Consider the following 17,882-nt stretch of genomic DNA (forward strand, 5'->3'; position numbering starts at 1 on the left):
CTCACCGCGCAACGAACTTTACCTCCAAAAGACGGCGACAGCCGTTTACGCTTGTAACTTCTATTTTAACACACGTTATCCTTTACTTCACAATGAAACTTCCCTCATGTTAGCAAGGTTTTTCCTCTAATCTTATATAAGACACTCTTTGGTCAAACAAGCGTAAATGACTGTCGATGTCCTCTGCGGCAAAAGCTGTTGTTTCGCGGGGTTATACAAAAAAAGAAGAACCGCTTCGCCTTATGCGAGAGTGATTCTTCCTGATCTAATTTGGGTATATATTATAAGTACTTTAACGGATTTTGCAGAACGCCGTTCTTGTGCACTTCAAAATGCAAATGAACGCCTGTGGAATTTCCCGTGCTGCCCATAATGCCAATCGTGTCGCCCTGCTCAACCACAGCGCCTACCTTTGTTTTGTATGAGCTTAGGTGGCCGTAAACCGTGGTATAACCGTTTTTATGATTGATAATAATCGTATTGCCTAGACCTGGCTTCGTTCCGACGAATTCGACGATACCGTTATCGGAAGCATGAATGTTCTTGTTCCCTGTTAAATCGACGCCGTTATGCATACGGCCCCAACGCTGACCGAACTTGCTGGTTAGCCGCGAACCGGAAACCGGCAATGCAAAGTTGCCCGTTCCTTCGCCGATAATAACCTTTGTGCCCCGCACGACAATTTTCGGAGTAGCTACCTTGATGACCTCTTTGGTAAGAAGCTCTTCGGAGACCACATAACCGTTCTGCTTGACGATGCGATACGTTAATCGTTTCGAGCCTGACGCTCCTTCAGATAATGTCTTGGACTCACCTACGCGCATATCCTCATTTTTCCTAATTTCAACTGGCGGCTCGATGGTTTCAATCTCCACCTGGTTTTCCGTCGTCTTCACCGTAAGCTCAGGCTGAAGCACCGTCAAATCAAGCACGTCGCCGATCGTAATCTTATCATCCTTAATCCATGCGTTGTTCTTATAAATAACCTCTGGGGAAATGTCAAACTTCTGTGCGATACAGCCTACGCAGTCTCCAGCTTGTACCGTGTATTTGGTAGGCTGAATACTGCCTTGCACGAGCATCTTATAAATCGATTCCGCTTCCATGATCTGCTCGGGATCCGTATCAATAGACTCGGTCATAACTGCCTCAATGAACTCAACCTCGGTGACCTCGCGGCCAGGTGTCTTGGATGCCGGCTTAGTCTCCGCCGCTGGAGCAGCGGTTTTGCTGGCGTCAAAGGAGAGAGATTTGACTTCCTTTGTATCTTTCTTCGCTGCGGCAAGCTCGGGTGCAAACTTACTCTGCACACGCAATAAAACCTCATCCGCTGTCTGCTGATCCTTCACAATCCCAACGACTTTACCATCAACCTTTACTTCGACACCAACCGCATGGGAAGCAAACAAGCCTTCAAGCTTGTCCAACGTACCATCCGTATCCGGTGTTCCTTTAAAAGCATGATCCGCTTCGTATGTTATTGTTCCAGTATCCAGCACCATGTTAATTCCAGGATTGGCTTGCTGAACCACTTCGGTTTCCAGCAGAACGAGCTGCTCTACTTCCTGTGGATCATTCACGGTTCCAACTGCTGTGCCATTCATATATACGTTATAAAATTCGACTGTGTTTGCTTGGACATATTGGATTCCGCTAAATCCAGCTACTGTGAGGAGTACGAGAGCTCCGCCCGCTAGCTGAACCGGTTTCTTGCGCCAAAATGGCGTTTTGACCTTATCGCTTACGGGTTGTTGCTGTGTCTTGCCATTCAAGTGTTGCGATCGGTCATGCCGAAAGTACTGGATCGTTTGATTCCATACCTTCTGAATCCGACCTTGGTCCCTGAAATCGGTCATGATTGTCTCCTTTTCGCGCTTATGCTACTATTTTTCCGGCTTCCGACAATAAAAAAAGGCGAATTATCCCGTCGGATCGCTCGCCTAATACTTTAACATATGCCCAACAATTGGGGCAACCTTTACACAACATTCAAAATATTAATATTTCTTCAGAATGTCCATCATTTGGGTATATTCCGTCTTGTCGAGATGCTGTGCCATGATCTGTTGAATCGCTGTCAATTCTTGTTCCGTCAGCCCATTTTCGATATATTGAGAGATGGTTTGCCACGATTCCTGGGGCAATTTACTCATTAATAGTCCAAATAGCTCATCCTTGTCGGCATCGCTCATTTGTTCCTTTACTTCCGTTAATTCCTCTGTCGTCATCGCCGTTTCGGTACCCTCTGCTCCCGAGGTTCCTTCTTCTACGTTCCCGGTATCCTCAGGTGCAGCACTGCTGCCCGCCTGGGTGCCGCCGCCGATTCCGATATCGGTAAGCGGAGGATCGGGTGCCTGGCTAAAAGCGTCTACCGAGGCCGGAGGGTCGCTTTGGCTGGTCTCTTCCGCATTGGTTTGCTGCTCTTTTTCGTCAGTCGTTTTTATTTCTTCCTTCACTGCCGTATCGGTTGTAACCAGCGGATCTGCACCCCAAAGCTTACCCCATACACCCGACATGGCCATTGGCGGCACCTCAAGCGGCAAATTGAATTGCTTTAATATCGTTTCGACATAGCTTGTGACAATATATCCCGTTGTCCAAATACACAAAAAGCTTAAAATCAGCCCTGAGGCAACCAGCTTAGCCAGCCATCCCACTCGTTTTAACATAAGCAACAATCCCTTCGTCCCACAGCCTCTACCACGGAAAATATCAGCTGTAGTTACCATAATCTGTTATATACCATTATGGTCAAGATTAGGGGCAGACATTCTCTTCCACCGCATTATATTCCCATTGTCTGCATGTTTTGGGCCTCATCTGTGCAATCTATCTGTTTAGGCTAAGAGGGAGAATGATTTGAAAACGAGTAATCTGGACAAGAAAAGCAGCAGCCTGATCACAGGCTGACAGCCATTCTTGCAAAACAGCGTCAACTGCATGCTACTGTACTGTCTGCCTCTTTGCCTGCTAATATCAGCCTGCTGCACGGTCAATCTGTCTAAGCAGGAAACAAAAAAAAGGATAGCTCCAATGAGCCATCCTTTTTCAATAAAGATTCTATTCGTAAATTGGACGAACGGGATTCGTTTGCTCACGGTTACGGCCAACAGAGAAGATCGCAATTGGAATACCGGTAAGCTCAGAAACACGGTTCAAATAGTTGCGTGTGTTGACTGGAAGATCATCAAGCGTTTTCGCGCCTGAAATATCCTCTGACCAGCCTGGGTGTTCTTCGTAAACTGCTTCACACTCAGAAACCATTTTCAGGCTTGCAGGGTACGTTTCAATCACTTCGCCGCGTAATTTGTAGCCTGTGCAAATTTTCACGGTTTCAAGGCCTGTAAGAACGTCTAGCGAGTTAAGGGAAAGACCGGTAATTCCGCTGACACGGCGCGCATGGCGAACCACGACCGTATCGAACCAGCCTACACGGCGAGGACGACCTGTTACTGTGCCGTATTCATGACCTTTGTCACGAATCAATTGGCCAATTTCATTATCCTGCTCCGTTGGGAAAGGACCATCGCCTACGCGAGTCGTGTAAGCTTTTGCAACACCGATAACTTGTTTGATTTTCGATGGACCCACGCCAGAACCGATACATACACCGCCAGCAGACGGGTTAGAAGACGTAACGTATGGGTATGTTCCTTGGTCAATATCAAGCATTACGCCTTGAGCGCCTTCGAACAATACCTTCTGTCCTGCATCAATAGCGTCGTTAAGAACTACCGATGTATCCGTTACGTATTTACGCAAAATTTCCGCATAACCAAGGTAGTCGCGCACGATGGAATCCGCATCTAAATGCGACCCGCCGTATACTTGCTCGATCAATTGGTTTTTCTCGATAATGATGCTGCGAACTCTTGCTTCGAATTCCTCTGCATCCATTAAATCAGCGATACGGATACCGTTGCGCGCTGCTTTATCCATGTAGCAAGGGCCGATCCCTTTGCGTGTCGTACCGATTTTGTTATCGCCTTTACGGTCTTCTTCAAGCCCGTCAAGCACGAGGTGGTAAGGCATGATAACATGCGCGCGGTCACTGATCTTCAAGTTGTCCGTCGAGAAGCCGTTATCATGGATATAGTTAATTTCGTCAATCAGCGCTTCCGGATTAATAACCATTCCGTTACCGATGACGCAAGTTTTATTATGATTGAAAATACCCGATGGAATCATCGTCAATTTATACTTTTTGTTATCAATAAGGATCGTGTGTCCGGCATTGTTTCCTCCTTGGTAACGAGCGACGACGTCGGCTCCCTCTGCCAAGTAATCAGTGATTTTGCCTTTACCTTCGTCTCCCCACTGTGTACCAACAACAACAACCGTAGACATAATTATACCCCCGTCCGGTGTTTATAAGCACCGAAAATTACCGTTCAAATGCTGCAGCACGAGATTTCCTTTATTTAAAGGATTCAATCGCATCGTGATACAAGTCAAAAGACAGCATTAATAGTGTAGCAGTCCATCTGCGAGAAGTCAAACTAAAAACGAACAATTGCATAGTTACCCATGCAATTGTTCGGAAATTCAAGATGCCTGCATCGGATCCTGATGCGCACGGTCAATGCTAACGAATTTATTGTATTTTTTGAGAAATACGAGCTCGACCGTACCTACCGGCCCATTCCGCTGCTTGGCAATGATGATCTCGATAATATCTTTTTTCTCGGACTCTTTATCGTAATAGTCATCCCGGTAAAGGAAGGACACGATATCAGCATCTTGCTCAATCGAACCCGATTCCCGAAGATCGGACATCATCGGGCGTTTATCCTGCCGCTGCTCAACACCCCGGCTAAGCTGCGAAAGTGCAATGACCGGTACCTCAAGCTCACGTGCGATTTGCTTCAGCGTCCGTGAAATCTCGGATACCTCCTGCTGCCTGTTCTCGCCCGCTTTACCGCGGCCGGAGATGAGCTGCAAGTAATCGATCATAATCATGCCAAGCCCCTTTTCCTTCTTCAGGCGACGGCATTTGGCACGAATCTCAGCTACCGTAATCCCCGGTGTATCATCAATAAAAATTTGTGCTTCCGACAAGGAGCCGATCGCCATCGTCAGCTTTTCCCAATCATCGCCTTCCAGATGGCCTGTACGCATGCGCTGTGCATCAACATTCGCTTCGGCACAGATCATACGTTGAACCAGTTGAGCCGCTGACATCTCCAGACTGAAGATAGCCACCGTCTCCCGGGCGCGAACGCCGACATTTTGCGCAACGTTAAGCGCGAATGCTGTTTTACCTACGGAAGGACGGGCAGCAACGATAATCAAGTCGCTTCGTTGGAAGCCGGCTGTCATTCGGTCTAGATCGGTAAAGCCCGACGGAATACCCGTCGTGCCTCCTTTATCCTGATACAGCTGCTCAACCTTCTCGAATACCTCCATTAACACATCCCTAATGGAGATGAACCCGCTGCCTGAGCGTCGGTTCGATATTTCAAGAATTTTCTTCTCGGCATCCCCAAGCAGGACGCCTACATCCTCCGAGTTGGCGTAACCGTCGGATACGATGTTCGTTGCGGTGCGGATCAAGCGCCTAAGCATTGATTTTTCTTCAACGATTTGTGCGTAGTAGTCAACGTTAGCTGCCGTTGGAACCGAGTTGGCCAACTTCGCTAAATAGCTGACTCCACCGATTTCTTCAAGCAGATGCTGATCCTGCAAATGCGCGGTCAAGGTCACGAGATCGACCGGTTGATTGTTCTCGGCAATCTCGACCATCGCTTCATAAATTTGTCTATGAGGACCGCTATAGAAGTCTTCGCTGCGCACCCGCTCCATCGCTGTGATGAGCGCTTCCGATTGCAGCAATATAGCTCCGATGACAGCTTGTTCAGCCTCTAGGTTTTGCGGTGGAACACGGTCAAACATCAGCTCAGTACTCATGGGAACCTCCTTCGTAAACAAAAACTTGCTTCTTAAGCATAAGCGAAGGCTTGCGTAGCAATGCTGCTTCACAAGCCTAATCGCTTTCTATTCTTCAGCCGCCTGAACGCTCAGCTTTGCTTTTACTTCAGGGTGCAGCTTTACGGTAACCTGCGTGACGCCAAGCGTACGGATTGGATCCTCCAGCTCGATTTTGCGTTTATCGATCTTAATGCCCTGCGCTGCCAATGCTTCGCCGATTTGCTTGCTCGTGATGGCGCCAAACAATCTTCCGCCCTCGCCAGCCTTCGTCTTGATTACGACAGTCATTTCTTCCATCTTCTTGCCAAGCGCCTGCGCGTCTTCTTTTTCCTTTTCCTTACGCTTCTGTTCGGAAGCATGCTGTACCTCAAGCGTCTTCAGGTTGCCGTCCGATGCCAGCTTCGCCAGTCCTTGCGGCAATAGAAAATTACGTACATACCCTTCGGAAAGATCCTTCACTTGCCCTTTCTTCCCTTGTCCTTTAACATCCTGCAAAAAGATCACTTTCATTCAAATAACCCCTCTTCCGTTTCAATTTCGTCCAAAACCTTCTTTAGACGTTCTGCTACTTCGACTACGGACCCCTCAAGCTGTGCGGCAGCATTCGTCAAATGACCGCCTCCGCCCATTCTTTCCATGACAACCTGTACGTTCATATGGCCAAGCGAACGAGCGCTAATGCCAATGAGACCGTCTGCCCGCTCCCCAATAACGAAGGAAGCAAGGATATCCGTCATATTCAGCAGCGTATCCGCTGATTGGGCGATGAGCAGCTGCGAATATTTACGACCGGTTTCTGTTACTGCAATAGCCACATGCTCATAAAGCACCTCGGCATGCTTGATAATTTCCGCCTTGCGCACATATTCCTCAAGGTCTTCCTTCAGCATCCGCTGAATCATCATCGAATCGGCGCCATTTCGGCGCAGGAATGATGCAGCCTCGAACGTTCTCGCTCCCGTACGAAGTGAAAAGCTCTTGGTATCGACCGTAATGCCGGCAAGGAGTGCCGTTGATTCCCTGACATCAAGCACGACACGGTCATGAATATACTGAAGCAGCTCTGTAACAAGCTCGCAAGTCGAAGAAGCATAAGGCTCCATATAGACTAAGATGGCATTAGCGATAAATTCCTCACTGCGGCGATGATGGTCGACAACGACGATACGCTCAGTCTGCGTAAGCAGCTTTGGCTCCTTCACCATGGATACCTTATGGGTATCCACAACCACAGCCAATGTCTGCGGGGTAATCAATGCGGATGCCTGCTCCGGTGAAACAAACCGCTTAGACAGCTTCTCGTCTTCCCGGATAAGCTCCATCATTTTCTGAATGGCGGGGTTAACGCCCTCCAGCACGATATAGGCTTCCTTGCCGAATAGCTGCGCAGCCTTCATCACGCCGATCGCTGCTCCGATGGCATCCATATCGGGCATCTTATGCCCCATGATGACCACATTGTGGCTCTCTTTAATCAGATCGCGAAGCGCATGGGCAACGACCCGCGCGCGTACGCGTGTCCGCTTCTCCACTGCATTCGACTTGCCACCGTAAAAGGATTGCCGGCTTCCGACCTTAACTGCGGCCTGATCACCGCCGCGCCCGAGCGCGATATCAAGGCTTGTATGCGCCCACTGGCCAAGCTCGGTAATATGCCCAGCCCCCGCCGCGAATCCGATACTGAGCGTAACCGGGATTTTATGGTCACCGGTAATCTCCCTTACCTCGTCAAGAACGACAAATCGTGACTGTTCAAGCTGTTTGAGCGTTCGCTGATCGGTCACCAAAAGAAAGCGGTCCGAGGTGAGCCTTTTCAAATAAATTTGAAATTTTTGCGCCCATTCGGTAATTTCCGTGGTGACCTTCGCCAGCATCGAGCTGCGCTGGTGATCATCCAGGCCCTGTGTAACTTCCTCTAGATTATCGATCATCACAACGCCGAGAACAAGCTTCTCATCTTCGTATTTTCGGCCAAGCTGCCAAAGATCCGTAATGTTTTTGACATATAGAATGCGTTCCTTCGGTTTGAAGATCAGTTGGTATACTTGGGAACCTACCGTTGCTTCAATGGTACCCTCCCGCTCCTTCACCTGCTGCAGGGACGGAAAGAGCTCCGCAAGCGGCATGCCGATGACCGTTTCCCGATTCGCCATGCCTGCAATATAAGGATTGTGCCATTCTACGATTCGATCCTCATTATATAAAATAATTCCGAAAGGAAGCTCGCTGACAACATCGTTGCCCGCTTTCTTTACTCGATAAGACAACGTGCCCAAATACGATTTAAGGTCTTTGCGAAAGGCTTTTTCCGCCATTACCGTATAAAATAAAACACCGCCGGTGAACAGCAGTCCGAGCAGGCCTAACAGCCACTCGAACCAGGCAAGCGTCACCGACATAAGCACCATCAGTACAAACGACCATACCTGATGCATGCCATGCCAACGTGTAACCAAAAACTTCGGCATTTCCTATCCGCTCCTGTGCTATGGTTTCGTAAACGACTTGCGGATTGGAAAAGCAGTATCCAGCACGCCAATTAAACTTAACGGCGGGATCAATAACACCGGAATCGCAATAAGAACCGGTACCGCTTTATTCCATCCTCGCTGATGGGCAAGGAAAAAGAAAAATCCGACAGCCTGAAACGCAAAAACAAAACTAAGCAACGGAACCAGGTTAAGCAATGCGACAGCAAAAAAAGAATCATTTGTCGTTGACGAGAACATCTCCATGATGTAAGAAATCAAGTACAATACGACCAGCAAACGCGGCAAACGCCACTCTCTTGCACGTGTAAACCTTGGCACATCCGGTCCACCGCTCCACTTTACCGCCCTGCGGGCCACAAACTGCCCAACAACGGTGATCATGAGTGAAATCATAATGAAGGTGATCGGAATAGAGTTCACCATCGTATGGATCACGATATCCGTCAGCTCTGAATCCCATTCTGTTGGAAGGTAGCTCTGTGACATGAGATCCTCTACGGAAACGCGAACGAATGAGCTCAGCTCTTTAATGAGTGAAATATCCAAGAACACCTCGAATATGAGCAGCTCAAGCATCAATTGCGCGAGAACGACAACGCCAACCGTTCGAATAACCTTTGAGGCGGGTGCTTGCTTCATATACAAGTGACCCATCACGATAGACGGTATGAGAAAAAATAACCCGATAATAAGCGTGGCCGGTCCACCGATAATGAATGCCAGCACCCATACCGGAAGCAGATGCAGTACAAACGCCTTTGGCGACAGGGTCGTATAGAGCACGACATAAGGCACCATAAGCAGCAGCATGGTAATGACATTTAAGAGCGGTACTAGAAGGGACAATAATAAAAGGAGTGCCGCACAGCTCCACAGCACTGGTTTCAAGCCGGTTCTCAAACCGTTCACCTCTTGCTCATATAATCTGGTTTCTTACGAAACTTTTACAACTCATTATAGCATAAAAGCTAAACATATCACGTACATTCCCGCCTGCGACTGCACTTCCCAAAAAAACAAAAAGACGGAACCGTCACTCCATTCCGTCTCTGTTCTTTTTAGTTTGCCCTGGGCGATTTGAAAATAGTACCTGCTGACGTACCGAATACTTAATATTTCTTATTAATCCTGCAAAATATTATGCTGGTCCATAATAATTTTCTGGCAGTAGTCGATAATTTCACTTCTGCGCACGATTCCGATAAACCGGTTCCGGTCATCAACGACGGGCACGAAATTTTGCACCTTCGCCAGCGAGATGAGATCATCCATATTGGCATCGATCCGGACGGTCTTATTGTTCATACGAAGCGGCACATCGATGAGCCTCACCTTATTGGTCTGATCCAGCGTCAGATCGGCATGATCCTTGACATACCATAATAAATCGCCTTCTGTAACGGTGCCTGCATAACCGCCGTCATCATTAATAATAGGCACTGCCGTATAGCGGTGGTACTCCATTTTCTCCAGCGTCTGTCTTAAGGTCGCATCCTGTGTGAGGCAAACAACCTCTTGCTTCGGCAATAAAAAAAACGCGATATTCATTTTCACCAACAACTCCGTTCCGTTTGCTCATTCCATTACTTATGGTCGAAGGCAGCAGACGGATCGGAGCAAGCAGTTCAATTACTGCTTGGAGGTTTCCTCGCTGCTTGTAAGCGTGCCTACCTCTTTCACCTTGTTCACTGTGTACTTATCCGGCAATATAAGGCTGGAAGCAGGCGTGTCTGCATTTAACCAACTCTTAATCATCGTCTGTACCTTCGCCAAATCATCTTCATCAGCAAAATAATACCAAGCGCCCCCGCTTTTCAGGCGATGCCCGTTGCCAAGCAGCGAGTGGCTGTAAATATGGCGTTCTTTTGCCTGCAGCAAGCCTTGGCCTAAGTCGACAAGCTGCTGCGGACGCATATCCGTACTAAAGTTATCACCCATAATATTCATAAGCTCAGGTACTTTTGACCATTGATTCATTTGCTTCGCTTTATCCATCAGAAGATTCAAGAAGATTTGATGTCTCTCAGTACGATTAATATCTCCGCCTGCATCCTCGCGGTAACGCACGTAGTTTAGGGTATCTTGACCATTATAATTGTCTTGACCCGCTTTAATGACGAATTTCTCATGGTCAGGGTCATCATTGACCATGTCCTCTTCAATGGGCAGCGATATTCCTCCAAGCGTATCGATCGCTTGTCGGAACCCTTCGAAATTAATAGAAGCGTAATATTGAATTGGAGCATCTAGAAACTCTTCAACGGTATCCATAGCCATTCCTGCTCCGCCGAATGCGTAAGCATGCGTAATTTTATCCTTTTTGTCTTTCCCGACAATGTCCACATACATGTCTCTAGGAATCGAAACCATAAGAAGCTCTCCGTCATTCGGACGAACGACCGTATAAATCATGGTATCGGAGCGTCCAATCTCCTTGCCGCGTTGATCAACGCCAAGCAAAAGCACGGAAAATGGATCCTGATTCTTATCTATTGTACTAACCGGAATAGGCTCCCGTCCATCTATCGGTTTATAGGTTTGCTCCAGCTGCTTTGTTACATGACCCTCAAGGAACCAATCAAAGCCCAGCATAGCCAAGGCACTTCGATTAAAAAAACCTGCAACGACAAGGATAACGACGGCGGCGGATGCCGCGTACAACCATCTGCGTTTATTCATAATATGATAACTTCTCCTATCTGAAACGAATCTTTTATAAATATGCATTCTTATTTTAGACGATAATTTGTCGAAACAGGTTACAAATCTTTTACAATGTATTCATACCAATTCTGGATATTATTTTATACAAGCGTAAACGGCTGCCGCCGTCCTCTGTGGCAAAAGCAGTCGTTTCGCGGAGATATATAAGCACATTTATATGTGAAAACATATAAATTCTTATATATAAATAAAAAGGTCTATGAATAGCAAATGACGAATACAATCATTGCAAGAATATGTAAGCATAGAAAGGGTGAAACGTTTGAATCTACCTCCATCCTTAAAACCGGACAGCTCCTCCACCGGTCTTGATCCAAAAGTAGCAGGCTTGTTATGTTACTTGGGAGGCTTCATAACTGGCATTATATTTCTTGTAATCGAGAAGAATAGTCGCTTTGTCAGACTGCATGCTGTTCAGTCGATTGTTGTTTCTGTTGCACTCATCGTCCTTAATATCTTATTCGGCTTTATCCCTGTTATCGGCTGGCTGCTGGGATTGCTGCTTGCGCCGATCGGCTTCATCTTGTGGATCGGCCTTATGCTGTTGACGCTGCAAGGCAAGCTGAACAAGCTTCCCGTTATCGGCGACTGGTCCGAGCAGCAAGCCAATAAGTTTTAATCTTGCTGCCCAAGCGTAAACGGCTGACGCTGTCCTTGGCGGCAAAAGCTCATTTGCGGTGAAATATAAGCATGGTATAAGGTTAAAATTTATACTTTCTTATATTCCAAAAAATGGACGGCCTTATGCCGTTCTTTTTTTGTTCTCACAATAAGTTCAAAAGAACTTGTCATATACATAATCATAATGCCTCGTAATCTGGAGATATAGGCTAATATCCAACTGCTGAACGCTCAATATGGAGGTAATCGGCCATACAACACTTTTATTCCTTAATCTAGCTGTTTGATGAATCAACAGAATGTTCGTATTATTAAATGAATAAAATAAAAATAAGAAGGATTGTGACGATTTCATATGGGTATAGGACTTAATCTATTATTATTTGCTTTACTAATTGTGCTGACTGCTTTTTTCGTTGCTACGGAATTTGCCATTATTAAGCTTCGGACCAGCCGAGTCGATCAATTAGTCGTTGAAGGAAAGAAAAATGCGCTTGCCGTTCAACGTGTAGTCAGTAATTTAGATGGTTATCTATCCGCCTGTCAGCTTGGTATTACGATTACGGCGCTCGGCCTCGGATGGCTGGGAGAGCCAACAGTGGAAAAGCTTCTTCTCCCGCTCTTCGATCAATGGCAGCTGAACAGCGATATCAGTCATATATTATCGTTTCTCATTGCCTTCATCGGTGTAACCTTTCTCCATGTAGTTATCGGTGAGCTTGCGCCAAAGAGTATTGCGATTCAGAAAGCCGAATTCGTCAGCTTTGCTGTCGTTAAACCGATCATTTTCTTCTACAAAGTCATGTACCCGTTTATATGGCTTCTAAACGGTTCTGCTAATGCTTTAGTCCGCCTGTTTGGCTTGAAACCGGCAAAGGAGCATGAGAATGCCCACAGCGAAGAAGAAATTCAAATTATTTTAAGCGACAGCCTCGAGAGTGGTAAAATCAACAATACCGAGTATGGCTACGTAAACCGGATTTTTGCATTTGACGAAATTTTGGCAAAGGAAATCATGGTCCCGCGTACGGATATGGCCGTCTTATATAAGAACAACACGCTGCAGCAAAACATGGAAATTATTCGCCGAGAACAGTATACCCGCTTCCCCGTTGCAGGTGACAGTAAAGACAATATTGTAGGCATGATCAATACGAAACAATTATTTTTGCAATATCATGTGGATAAAGATATCGATATGCAAACGTTAATCCAGCCTGTGATGTCTGTTGCTGAGGTTCTGCCCGTAAAAACGCTTCTGACACGAATGCAGCAAGAGCGCGTCCATTTTGCGATTGTAGTCGATGAGTACGGCGGTACATCCGGACTAGTGACGATTGAGGATATATTAGAGGAAATTGTCGGAGACATTAGGGATGAATTTGATGCTGATGAGCGTAAAGACATTGAGATGCTGTCTGAAACGTCTTATCTTCTCGACGGCAAAGTATCGCTGACTGAGCTTGGTGACCTGATCGGTACGGAGCTCGCGCATGAAGAAGTAGATACGATCGGCGGCTGGCTGTACAGTGAAATGGAAGAGCCAAAGCCCGGGAAACAATTCGGATTCCATCATTTAACCTTTACCATCCGAGAAGTAAGCAAGCACCGGATTAATAAGGTGGAGCTGACGATAGCTCCGCCCACGAATCTGCTGAAACCGGAAGTCAGCTAAAAACAAGGCAGTTGCCACAACGGCATCTGCCTTGTTTTTTTATGGGTATGCAAAGTCGTTTATGGGGCACCTTAATAAAAAAATGTACAAGAAAGGAATTTGAGATGCATTATGAAATGGTAATTAATCTCATTTGTGGTTTCATTATTCCTTGGCTTGCCGCCATTCCCATTGCTGTGAAAAAACCGAAAACCTTACTGCTCATTTCTCCCATTGGCGCAGTCGTTTCCTTAGTCATCAACTCTTTTGGCTTCCAAATGATGTTCTGGGATTTCACGCCGCTTATACCCAATGACGAATCCGTTTCAGCTTTACCGCTTGATGTCGGCCTTTATCCCGTACTCGGCAGCTACCTGATTTGGACGATTCAAGCCCACCGGAATAAAACAGCGCTTGTTTTGCTTTTGTTTGTTTTGTGTACAACGCTGCTAGAATATATAGGCATACTCGTTGGTAAAGTAACCTACGGCAACGGCTGGAATGTAGGCTTTACCTTCCTGTCTTACTTACTCGCTTTTAGCATCGTATACCTGTACTTTAAGCTGCTGGAGCGATCCCGAATTGTATAAGGTTTATAAAGGCTGTTCGTCCCTCTTCTCCTCTTGGTAGAGCGATGAATGGCTTCTGAACCACTCATACGAATGGATAACGATAACCTTTAAAACCGCGTAGCCCGGCACAGCAAGCACAATCCCTGCGAGCCCAAACAAATTGCCCGCCGTTAAAATAACAAAAATAATCGTGATCGGATGGATCTGCAAGCTTTTGCCCATAATCTGCGGTGAAATGAACTTCCCTTCAATAAGCTGAACAATCGTCCAGATGACAACCATTTTCAGCAGCATAACAGGAGAAGTAACTAACGCCACAACCAATGCAGGCGTAATCGCTATTGCAGGTCCTAGGTATGGAATGACACTCGTGCAGGCCGCAACTAGGGCGAGCACCAAAGAGTACTCAAGTCCGATAACCAAATAGCCTATGTACAACAGCATGCCTATACAGAAGCTCACAATAATTTGCCCTCTAATATAACTGCTGATTTGACCATTCATTTCGGACATGATCCGTTTGGTTTGCGGCTGCAGCTTATTCGGTAGAAACCCCACAATCGTTTGCGGCAGCTGCTTTCCATCCTTGAGCAGATAGAAAAGAATGAACGGAAGCGTTACGATGGCTAATATAATCTCCTTAAGCGCCCCTACAAACGAGCCCAAGCTCGACAATGTCCCATTCAGCAGCGAAGTCGCCTGCTCCGTTATATTGCCAGACAGCTCAGCCGGATTCATATTGAACCATTCTTGAATTTGCATAAAACCGGCGCTGTCCATAAAATCCTCAAAGTTTTGCTGCAATTGATCTCCGTATCTAGGAAAATTATTAACGAAGCTTACCGCTTGCTCGTTCAGAAACGGGATTACCGCGACCAACAAGATCGTAATAAGTCCTGCTCCCACCAGAAAGAGCAATATTATGGAGTAAACTCGTTTCACATGCTTTCGATCCAAGTAATCGACAATGGGGTTCAAGAGATAATACGCGATTCCCGCTAAGATGACAGGCAGCAGCAAGGTTTTTAGAAGCACCGTAACCGGCGTGAAAATATAGGATATTTTCGTCAGCACCATGATATTGAGCCCAACGAGCAGCAGTACGAGCAGAAACAATACGAATTTGTTATTCAAAATAAATCGTTTGAACCGCTCTGTTCCAGATTTGGTATTTTCCATCGTGATGCCCTCTTTCTTCTCCGAAAGGTAATCAATTTGATTCATTGTAGCATTACTGCAAATAAAAACGCGAATCACACGATGGCCGATTATTACTTGCAACTTATTCCCTTTATTTGGCGTATCATTATTTATGTGATCAACCATCCTAGGAGGGATTCAAGTGTCTATATTTAAAAGACTGCGTGACCTTACTTTATCGAATGTTTACTCTCTAATCGAGAAAGCAGAGGATCCAATAAAACTAACCGATCAATATATTCGCGATATGCAAGAGGATCTTGCAGATGCAGAGAAAGCCGTTGCCGCGCAAATTGCTATCGAGAAGAAGTTCAAGCAGCTGTATGAAGAGCAAGCACAGCTTGTAGAGAAGCGTGGTGAGCAAGCGCATCTTGCGGCACAGTCCCAAAATATCGATCTTGCGCGCCGCGCGCTGGAAGAAAAGAAATCCGCTGAACAAAAGGCTGCTGAATACAAAGCCAGCTTTGACCAAAATAAAATGCTGGCAGACAATTTGCGCGGCAAGCTTGATGAAATGCGTAAACAGCTTACCGATCTGAAGAACAAGCGTGAAACACTCGTGGCTCGTTATAATGCGGCCAAGGCTCAAACGGAAATCAATAAAGCGATGTCGGGCTTTGGCACCGATTCTGCTGCAGCTGGCATGAAACGCATGGAGGAAAAAATGCTGCAAATGGAAGCTCAAGCCGAAGCAAGTAATGAGATTAACGCTAAAGGCAAATCGCTTGATGATGAATTTGAGAAGCTCGGCAAGGACAAAGCAGTCGAAGATGAGCTAGCCGCGCTGATGAAGCAGTACGAAAAACAATAATTCTTCCAATAAACTAGGAAATATTGTATAGTATGACCGCTGGTGTTAGGAATCGGACTCCCCGGTTTTAACAAAAAGCGGTCATTTTTATAAATTAGAAACCTTGGAGGAATTGTCGATGTCATGGATTGATCTTATCCGTATTCCGGTTTGGACAGGCGCAGGTGCCCTTTTACTCGTCATCATTATGTTTCTGGACTCCCGGTTTACGAAGTACAACGATTTGCAAGAAATTAAAAACGGGAATACAGCCGTAACGACTCGCTTTGTGCTTAAGCTATTTGCTCAAGCGTACATTTTGTCCCAATCCATCAGCAAATCCAGTGAAATGTGGGAAGCTCTTGTCATCTCCCTCGTCTCTTTTGTCCTCTTGCTCGTATTGGAGTGGATCGTGGAGAAGGTTGTCATTGCTATAAGCGGAATGAAGCTTGAGCAAGGGATACATGAAGGCAAGATCGGATACGCATTATTTGCCGGATCGCTGCATATTGCTGGCGCACTAATCATCGGGTCTATCTAATGAAATGAAGGAGCATATAAGATGAGCTTGTTCAAAAGGATCAAAAACCTGCTAACTCCCGTTGAAGCGCCCATTGCTGAGAAAAGCATTATGACGCTGTCTCCTGGCGATGTGTGCGAGGTTTCCTTAATTACTTATAACGTAACAGGCCGAACACATAACCGATCCCGCAATGCGATCGTGCTTACGCTGCAAGACGGCATAACCATCCGCTACCTGACTGTAGAGGAACGGGAAAAAACGGTATTTGCACTCTATGATCCCATTGACGGCCGGCTGGATTCCATTGATGAGGTACCAACCATTTTGGAGCTAGATGACCGTAATTATCACATGGAGGAGCAATTCTCCGGCATTATTTTGGCTAGCGGCAAAACGCCTTACATGCAGGGAGGCGAACAGCATGTCTGGCAATATCAATCAGATGATATGAGGTTACTTCGTATCGAATGGCAAGACGGACGCTTCATGCTTTATGAAGGAGAAAGCGTTCTGCCTGCCGATGTACGCGTGCTGCGGGGCGGATAGGAGGATAGGATGAATAAATGGTGGCATCAATCGATTAAGTACCTGCTTCTACTGAGCTTTATCATCCCTCTTCTCACAGCTTGCACCGTTTCGGATAGCGTGAAGGATCAATATCCTTTACAATCGGTCAACGGCTCCGGCAACGAAACCTCTTATGTGTATCGTGCCGATAATATCTCTGTTCCTGATGTCGCTAAAAATTTCATCGATCAACGTACGCCCGAGCAGCAGAGCGATGTGAGTACGGAACGGATGTTTCTCGTTTATTCGGATGAAGTCATTCAACTGGATCAAGCTCCTGACGATCCGGCAGACACACTCATCGAGATTAACTCAACCGAATATGTACGTCAAAATTACAGTTCAAGCTTTCTCCAAGGTTATCTCATTGCCAGTGTTCTTGACGACTTGTTCGACCACGGCAAGTACGGCAAAGGCAAATATCGCGGATATACAACCAAGGACAAATATAAGCCAAATACCTCATACCGAACCCCTACGGTAGAAGATAAGAAGCTGGCACCTCCCGTTACGGTGAATCGAACCGGCTCGGTGTTTAAAAGATCCAAGGATGCCAACGCATCCGCTTCGTCAGCGGCAGCAAGTTCAGGAACGCAAACAGGTAGCAAATCCAATGTCGGATCAACAACGACAACGAATGCCGATAAAAATACAATCACTTCCAAGCCTTCCTCAAAGGGGAAAATTGTAAGGGAAACCAATAAATCAAGCAAATCAAATAAAGTGTACACAAAGCCGCGTATATCAAAACCTTCCGTGAAGACCGGAAAAAGCAGAATAACGCGGAGGCGTTAAACAAGACCCTTCACCA

The 17,882-nt window shown here is 46.3% G+C and carries 17 protein-coding genes; 7 read left to right on the top strand and 10 right to left on the bottom strand.

All coding sequences use genetic code 11. The features are described 5' to 3' along the window. Window positions 1-281: 281 nt before the first annotated feature. The 9 genes from RCO25_RS18725 to RCO25_RS18765 form a co-directional block, all read right to left on the bottom strand. Window positions 282-1,856, bottom strand: coding sequence for a peptidoglycan DD-metalloendopeptidase family protein (locus RCO25_RS18725; RefSeq protein ID WP_308997656.1), 1,575 nt, complete (start codon window positions 1,854-1,856; stop codon window positions 282-284). Between the two features lie 141 nt (window positions 1,857-1,997). Further along, complete coding sequence (locus RCO25_RS18730; RefSeq protein ID WP_308997657.1) at window positions 1,998-2,669, bottom strand: hypothetical protein; 672 nt, start codon at window positions 2,667-2,669, stop codon at window positions 1,998-2,000. Between the two features lie 391 nt (window positions 2,670-3,060). After that, window positions 3,061-4,347 (bottom strand): adenylosuccinate synthase, encoded by a 1,287-nt coding sequence (locus tag RCO25_RS18735; protein ID WP_308997658.1) that lies wholly within the window; start codon window positions 4,345-4,347, stop codon window positions 3,061-3,063. Between the two features lie 198 nt (window positions 4,348-4,545). Beyond that, window positions 4,546-5,907, bottom strand: a complete 1,362-nt coding sequence (gene dnaB, locus RCO25_RS18740; protein ID WP_054025738.1) for a replicative DNA helicase — start codon at window positions 5,905-5,907, stop codon at window positions 4,546-4,548. Window positions 5,908-5,994: 87 nt separating this feature from the next. Then, window positions 5,995-6,438: a 50S ribosomal protein L9 gene (rplI, locus tag RCO25_RS18745; protein WP_308997659.1), complete on the bottom strand. Its 444-nt coding sequence runs from the start codon at window positions 6,436-6,438 to the stop codon at window positions 5,995-5,997. Beyond that, window positions 6,435-8,396 carry a DHH family phosphoesterase gene (locus RCO25_RS18750; protein ID WP_308997660.1) on the bottom strand — a complete coding sequence of 654 codons (1,962 nt, stop codon included), beginning with the start codon at window positions 8,394-8,396 and terminating at the stop codon, window positions 6,435-6,437. Before RCO25_RS18750 ends, rplI begins: the two co-directional genes overlap by 4 nt. Window positions 8,397-8,414: 18 nt before the next feature. Next, window positions 8,415-9,320 carry a DUF2232 domain-containing protein gene (locus RCO25_RS18755; protein ID WP_374992132.1) on the bottom strand — a complete coding sequence of 302 codons (906 nt, stop codon included), beginning with the start codon at window positions 9,318-9,320 and terminating at the stop codon, window positions 8,415-8,417. A 222-nt stretch (window positions 9,321-9,542) separates the two neighbouring features. After that, window positions 9,543-9,968 carry a CBS domain-containing protein gene (locus RCO25_RS18760; RefSeq protein ID WP_308997662.1) on the bottom strand — a complete coding sequence of 142 codons (426 nt, stop codon included), beginning with the start codon at window positions 9,966-9,968 and terminating at the stop codon, window positions 9,543-9,545. 81 nt (window positions 9,969-10,049) lie between these two features. Continuing rightward, window positions 10,050-11,099 (bottom strand): LCP family protein, encoded by a 1,050-nt coding sequence (locus RCO25_RS18765; RefSeq protein ID WP_308997663.1) that lies wholly within the window; start codon window positions 11,097-11,099, stop codon window positions 10,050-10,052. Window positions 11,100-11,406: 307 nt separating this feature from the next. Here RCO25_RS18765 and RCO25_RS18770 point away from each other — a divergent pair, with 307 nt between their 5' ends. The 3 genes from RCO25_RS18770 to RCO25_RS18780 all read left to right on the top strand — a co-directional run bounded on the left by RCO25_RS18770 (window position 11,407) and on the right by RCO25_RS18780 (window position 14,009). Beyond that, complete coding sequence (locus tag RCO25_RS18770; RefSeq protein ID WP_308997664.1) at window positions 11,407-11,763, top strand: DUF4870 domain-containing protein; 357 nt, start codon at window positions 11,407-11,409, stop codon at window positions 11,761-11,763. Window positions 11,764-12,120: 357 nt separating this feature from the next. Continuing rightward, complete coding sequence (locus RCO25_RS18775) at window positions 12,121-13,440, top strand: hemolysin family protein (protein WP_308997665.1); 1,320 nt, start codon at window positions 12,121-12,123, stop codon at window positions 13,438-13,440. Window positions 13,441-13,544: 104 nt separating this feature from the next. After that, entirely contained in the window at window positions 13,545-14,009 is a 465-nt protein-coding gene (locus RCO25_RS18780; RefSeq protein ID WP_308997666.1) for a CBO0543 family protein, read from the top strand. Window positions 14,010-14,012: 3 nt separating this feature from the next. Here the strand turns inward: RCO25_RS18780 and RCO25_RS18785 are convergent, their stop codons facing one another. Continuing rightward, window positions 14,013-15,170: an AI-2E family transporter gene (locus tag RCO25_RS18785; protein WP_308997667.1), complete on the bottom strand. Its 1,158-nt coding sequence runs from the start codon at window positions 15,168-15,170 to the stop codon at window positions 14,013-14,015. Window positions 15,171-15,333: 163 nt separating this feature from the next. On the opposite strand from RCO25_RS18785, the gene RCO25_RS18790 reads away from it, so the two are divergent. The 4 genes from RCO25_RS18790 to RCO25_RS18805 all read left to right on the top strand — a co-directional run bounded on the left by RCO25_RS18790 (window position 15,334) and on the right by RCO25_RS18805 (window position 17,866). Next, window positions 15,334-16,002, top strand: a complete 669-nt coding sequence (locus tag RCO25_RS18790; RefSeq protein WP_308997668.1) for a PspA/IM30 family protein — start codon at window positions 15,334-15,336, stop codon at window positions 16,000-16,002. Window positions 16,003-16,120: 118 nt separating this feature from the next. Next, window positions 16,121-16,522: a DUF350 domain-containing protein gene (locus RCO25_RS18795; protein ID WP_308997669.1), complete on the top strand. Its 402-nt coding sequence runs from the start codon at window positions 16,121-16,123 to the stop codon at window positions 16,520-16,522. Window positions 16,523-16,543: 21 nt separating this feature from the next. Then, a complete protein-coding gene (locus tag RCO25_RS18800; protein WP_308997670.1) occupies window positions 16,544-17,050 on the top strand; it encodes a DUF4178 domain-containing protein in 507 nt (168 codons plus the stop codon). A gap of 9 nt (window positions 17,051-17,059) precedes the next feature. Beyond that, window positions 17,060-17,866, top strand: a complete 807-nt coding sequence (locus RCO25_RS18805) for a DUF4247 domain-containing protein (protein WP_308997671.1) — start codon at window positions 17,060-17,062, stop codon at window positions 17,864-17,866. Window positions 17,867-17,882: the final 16 nt, after the last annotated feature.

It is taken from the genome of Paenibacillus sp. LHD-38, from assembly GCF_031157315.1.
Taxonomy (GTDB): Bacteria; Bacillota; Bacilli; order Paenibacillales; family Paenibacillaceae; genus Pristimantibacillus.